Origin of the sequence: Hydrocoleum sp. CS-953 (genome assembly GCF_002260545.1) — a bacterium.
Lineage (GTDB): Bacteria > Cyanobacteriota > Cyanobacteriia > Cyanobacteriales > Microcoleaceae > Trichodesmium.
In genome coordinates this window covers 1-5,722 of sequence record NZ_LGSU01000965.1, presented here as the reverse complement: position 1 = coordinate 5,722, position 5,722 = coordinate 1, and the positions used below count along the sequence as shown (strand labels likewise).

The following is a 5,722-nucleotide window of genomic DNA, read 5'->3' as shown; positions in this document are numbered from 1 at the left end:
GAAATCCACGGGGAACTCGCGTATTTGGTCCAGTAGCTCGCGAATTACGAGAAAAAAATTTTACTAAAATTGTATCCCTAGCACCGGAGAAAATGTATCCGAAAAAATTTAACAGTTATTTTCTGAAGTTTTGTAAAATTATATGCAAAATTCAAGTTTTGTAAAAAAAGTTTAAGTAATAGTTCAATTCAGAAGGAATAGATCGGATAATAAAAGCAAGAGATATAAATCAAATATTTAGTCCCAATCTCCTAACTGCCTATCCAAATAGGTATTTTTAGTGGATTATCTCTCAAATAGTTTCAGAAATAAAACAACTCCTGTGTTGTTGAAAAATGAGTTATTGTGATGTTAAACATAAAGGTTTAGGTTGATAAAAAAAGGCAAATTTATAGAGGTAAAATTTTCAGGACTTGGCCATAGATAAACTACTAAACAAATCTACAACATTTGTAAACAACGAGAGATAGGGACTTACGCACCCAAACAAGAAACCGGGTTTATTGCCTTGATTATTAAAATCACTAAATTTTATCCATAAACCAGGTTTCTGCGTAAGTTCTGAGATTTTAAATAAAGAGGAGAACATTAATGAGTACCAAAACTTTTGCAACACTAGATGGCAATGAAGCAGTTGCCCGTGTTGCCCACAAACTCAATGAAGTTATTGCCATCTATCCTATCACCCCCTCCTCACCAATGGGTGAATGGGCGGATGCTTGGTCATCTCAGGGGACACCGAATATCTGGGGTACAGTTCCTAGTGTGGTTGAGATGCAAAGTGAAGGGGGAGCAGCAGGGGCGGTGCATGGTTCTCTACAAACAGGGTCGCTCACTACTACATTCACTGCATCCCAGGGATTATTATTAATGATCCCTAACCTTTACAAAATAGCAGGGGAATTAACCTGTAATGTCATTCATGTTGCGGCTCGTTCCCTGGCAGCTCAAGGTCTTTCAATATTTGGCGACCACAGTGATGTAATGGCAACCCGCGCTACAGGTTTTGCCATGTTGTGTTCTGCTTCGGTACAAGAAGCTCATGACTTTGCCCTCATTGCTCAAGTAGCAACTCTGGAAGCAAGGGTACCATTTATTCATTTCTTCGACGGTTTCCGTACCTCCCATGAAGTACAAAAAATTGAACTGTTGCCAGAAACAGTTTTGCGGGAAATGATGGATGATGACCTGGTTTTGGCTCACCGGGCGCGGGGGTTAACGCCAGATAGACCTGTTTTGCGCGGTACAGCTCAAAACCCGGATGTATATTTCCAAGCGCGGGAAACTGTTAACCCTTTCTATGCTGCAACTCCAGATATTGTGCAGAAGGCAATGGATAAATTTGCTGAACTGACTGGGCGACAATATCAATGTTTTGAATATCACGGTGCTGCTGATGCAGAGCGGGTTGTTATCCTCATGGGTTCTGGTTGTGAAACAGCTCACGAAACTGTAGACTATTTAACTGCTAATGGTGAAAAGGTTGGGGTACTCAAAGTTAGATTATATCGACCTTTTGATGCCAAAGGTTTAGTCGCAGCATTGCCCGAAACGGTGAAAAAAATTGCTGTTCTCGACCGCACGAAGGAACCGGGTGCAACAGGTGAACCTCTCTACCAAGATATAGTTACTGCTCTAAATGAAGAATGGGAAGGCGCGATGCCAAAAGTAGTGGGTGGTCGTTATGGTTTGTCTTCCAAAGAGTTTAACCCGGCAATGGTGATGGGTGTTTTTGAGAACCTCAGTGCTGACAAACCCAAAAATCATTTTACGGTGGGTATTAATGACGACCTCAGTCATACTTCCCTTCCCTTCGATGCCAATTTTTCTCTCGAACCCGATAATGTTGTGCGGGCAATGTTTTATGGTTTAGGTTCCGATGGTACCGTTGGTGCTAACAAAAACTCAATTAAAATTATTGGGGGAGAAACTGAAAACTATGCCCAAGGTTTCTTTGTTTACGACTCGAAAAAATCTGGAGCTGTAACTGTTTCTCACCTCCGCTTCGGTGCAAACCCCATCCGTTCCACTTATCTCATTAACCAAGCTAATTTTGTGGGATGTCACCAATGGAGTTTTCTCGAAAAATTAGACGTTCTCACTGCAGCAGGAAACGGTTCTACTTTTTTGATGAATAGTCCCTACGGTGCTGATGAAGTATGGGAAAAGTTACCTGTAGAAGTACAAGAGCAAATTATCCGCAAAAGTTTAAAAGTCTATGTCATTAATGCTAATAAAGTTGCTGCTGACAGTGGAATGCGGGGTCGCATTAATACAGTAATGCAGACTTGTTTCTTTGCCTTAGCTAATGTTTTGCCTAGGGAAGAGGCGATCGCTCAAATTAAAAAATACATCGAAAAAACCTACGGCAAAAAAGGTCAAGAAATTGTCAATATGAACCTGCAAGCGGTTGACAATACTTTGGATAATCTCTATGAAGTGAAAATTCCCACGGAAGTTAGTAGCGCTCTCCACCGTTTGCCACCTGTTCCTGACACTGCTCCAGAATTTGTCCGGGAAGTCTTGGGTAAAATGATTTCTCGCCAAGGTGACGAACTGCCAGTCAGCGCCTTACCTTGCGACGGCACCTATCCCACCGGAACAACTAAATGGGAAAAACGCAACGTTACTCAAGAAATTCCTGTTTGGGATGCCGATGTCTGTGTACAGTGTGGTAAGTGTGTGATGGTTTGTCCCCACGCCGTCATTCGTGGCAAAGCTTATGATGAAATTAATTTAGCTAATGCTCCGGCAACTTTCAAGTCTACTAATGTCAAAGATAAAGATTTTACCGGACATAAATTTACTATCCAAGTCGCTCCAGAAGACTGTACTGGTTGTGGCGTTTGCGTAGATATTTGCCCAGCGAAAAATAAATCTATGCCTTCCCGCAAAGCAATAAATATGGAAGCGCAGTTACCACTACGGGAACAGGAGCGAGAAAATTGGGATTTCTTCTTGAATTTGCCTAACCCCGACCGTCGCTCCCTCCATCTCGACAGAATTCGTCAACAACAATGGCAAGAACCTTTGTTTGAGTTTTCTGGTGCTTGTGCTGGTTGTGGTGAAACTCCTTATGTTAAATTAATTAGTCAACTGTTTGGCGATCGCTCGGTTGTTGCTAATGCTACGGGATGTTCTTCTATTTATGGCGGTAACTTACCAACAACACCTTGGACGCAAAACGCTGACGGTCGCGGACCTGCTTGGTCGAATAGTCTGTTTGAAGATAACGCCGAATTTGGTTTTGGTTTCCGTCTTTCCATTGACAAACACGCCGAGTTTGCTACAGAGTTGTTGCAAAAATTAGGGGGAACGATAGGAGATAATTTAGTTTCAGACATTCTGAACGCCTTCCAAAAATCCGAAGCAGATATTTGGGAACAACGGGAACGAGTCGCCCAAGTCAAGGAAAAATTGCAAGGAGTAGATTCTCCAGAAGCAAAGCAACTATTAAGTTTAGCAGATTATCTAGTCAAAAAGTCGGTTTGGATAGTTGGTGGTGACGGTTGGGCGTATGATATTGGTTTCGGAGGTTTAGACCACGTTATCGCTAGCGGTCGTAACGTCAATATTTTAGTAATGGATACGGAAGTTTATTCTAATACTGGCGGTCAGTCTTCCAAAGCGACTCCCCGTGCAGCAGTTGCTAAGTTTGCAGCAGGTGGCAAACCATCAGGCAAAAAAGATTTAGGTTTAATAGCAATGACTTACGGCAATGTTTATGTTGCCAGCGTAGCAATGGGAGCGCGAGACGAACACACCCTAAAAGCATTTTTAGAAGCAGAAGCTTATGACGGTCCATCCTTGATTCTTGCTTACAGTCATTGTATTGCTCATGGTATTAATATGACTACAGCAATGAGTCATCAAAAAGCACTTGTGGAAAGCGGTCGATGGTTGTTGTATCGCTATAACCCAGACTTGGTGCAACAAGGGAAAAATCCTTTGCAGTTGGATATGCGATCGCCCAAAAAACCTGTTGGTGAGTCAATGTATCAAGAAAATAGGTTCAAAATGCTAACCAAGAGCAAACCTGGTGATGCTAAAGACTTGTTAGCACAAGCACAGGAAGATGTTAATACTCGTTATGCAATGTATGAGTATTTGGCAGCACGGCAACTTGATAATGGATAATGGATAATTGATAATGGATAATGGATAATTGATAATGCATAGTTAACAGTTATCAGTTATCAGTAGGTTGGGTTAAGCGTCAGCGCAACCCAACAACAAGATGTATTTGAGGAATTGTATCAAGTCTTTTAGTATTGCTAAAATTCAATATCGTAGGGGTTTGGAGACCCAACCCCCTACCAAACTTGGAGTTTTTGCCAATACTGATATTAGAATCTTATTGTTCAAAGTAAGCAGATTTGATATTAGGCATTTTTGAGTTCTGAGCATTTCATTCCTGTACCTGGTTCACTTTTAAATTTTGACTTTTAACTTTTGACTTGATTTTGGGTTTCATTGCTCAACCCAACCTACGCCTTCTTCACTTTTGACTTTTGAATTTTGACTTTTGAATTAAGCGAATTAACCATGGATATTACCACAAATTATTTAGGATTACAATTACGCTCCCCCTTAGTTGTAGGAGCAGCAGCACCTTTAACCGAAGATTTAGATAATCTCAAACGCATGGAAGATGCAGGTGCAGCAGCAGTAGTTTTACATTCTTTATTTGAAGAACAATTACGACAAGAAAAGTTTGAATTACACCATCATTTAGAATACGGTACAGAAAGTTTTGCCGAAGCTCTAACTTACTTTCCAGAACCAGAAGTATTTCATGTAGATGCTTCCGAATATTTAAAGCATATTAGTGAGGCAAAAAAAATAGTAAATATCCCCATTATTGCCAGTCTCAACGGTTCAACAATTGGGGGATGGACTAATTATGCTAAGGAATTAGAAGCTGCTGGTGCAGATGCTTTAGAATTAAATATCTACAATATCCCTACTAATATGGATATGACAGGAGAACAAGTAGAACAGAGTTATATTAATATTCTGCAAGCTGTTAAATCCCAGGTAAATATTCCTGTTGCTGTTAAACTTAGCCCCTTCTTCAGCAACATGGCAAATATGTCTAAAAAACTGGTAGAAGCTGGAGCGAATGGGTTAGTTTTATTTAACCGTTTCTATCAACCAGATATTGATATTGAAGAGTTAGAAGTAATAACAAATGTGTTGTTAAGTACCCCACAAGCAATGCGTTTACCTATGCGTTGGATAGCTATTTTGTACGGTAGATTAGAAGTAGATTTTGCTGCAACTAGCGGTGTACAAAAAGGGCAAGATGTAATTAAAATGATGATGGCAGGTGCGAATGTAACTCAAGTAGTAGGTGCTTTATTGCGTCATGGAATTAGTCATATTAAAGTTATCGAAACAGACATGATTAAATGGATGGAAGAACATGAATATGAATCAATTGCACAAATGCGCGGCAGTATGAGTCAAATAAATTGTCCAGACGAGAGTGCATTTGAAAGAGCGCAATATATGAAAGCAATTCAAAGTTATCAACCTGCTCGGAGTTTAGTTTAAAAGCCAATCTGTAGGGGTTTGGTCGCCAAACCCCTGCAAACTAGGAGTCTCTGCTAATTCAGACCTACAAATTCTGTGGCTCGACACCAAGGGCCAGAAACCCGGTTTCTCGTAGACGTCTATTGCTCAAAACAACGATTTATCCTAGAAACCGGGTTTCTTTGCG

At 40.7% G+C, this 5,722-nt stretch carries 2 protein-coding genes and 1 pseudogene; all 3 read left to right on the top strand.

What is annotated here, in order from left to right; genetic code table 11:
* Positions 1-89 (top strand): annotated as a pseudogene (locus AFK68_RS13515) (uL14 family ribosomal protein); the annotation flags it as partial.
* 502 nt (positions 90-591) lie between these two features.
* Positions 592-4,137 carry a pyruvate:ferredoxin (flavodoxin) oxidoreductase gene (nifJ, locus tag AFK68_RS13510; RefSeq protein ID WP_094673259.1) on the top strand — a complete coding sequence of 1,182 codons (3,546 nt, stop codon included), beginning with the start codon at positions 592-594 and terminating at the stop codon, positions 4,135-4,137.
* A 408-nt stretch (positions 4,138-4,545) separates the two neighbouring features.
* On the top strand, positions 4,546-5,556 hold the full coding sequence (locus AFK68_RS13505) for a dihydroorotate dehydrogenase-like protein (RefSeq protein WP_094673258.1): 1,011 nt from the start codon (positions 4,546-4,548) through the stop codon (positions 5,554-5,556).
* The last annotated feature ends 166 nt before the right edge of the window (positions 5,557-5,722 follow it).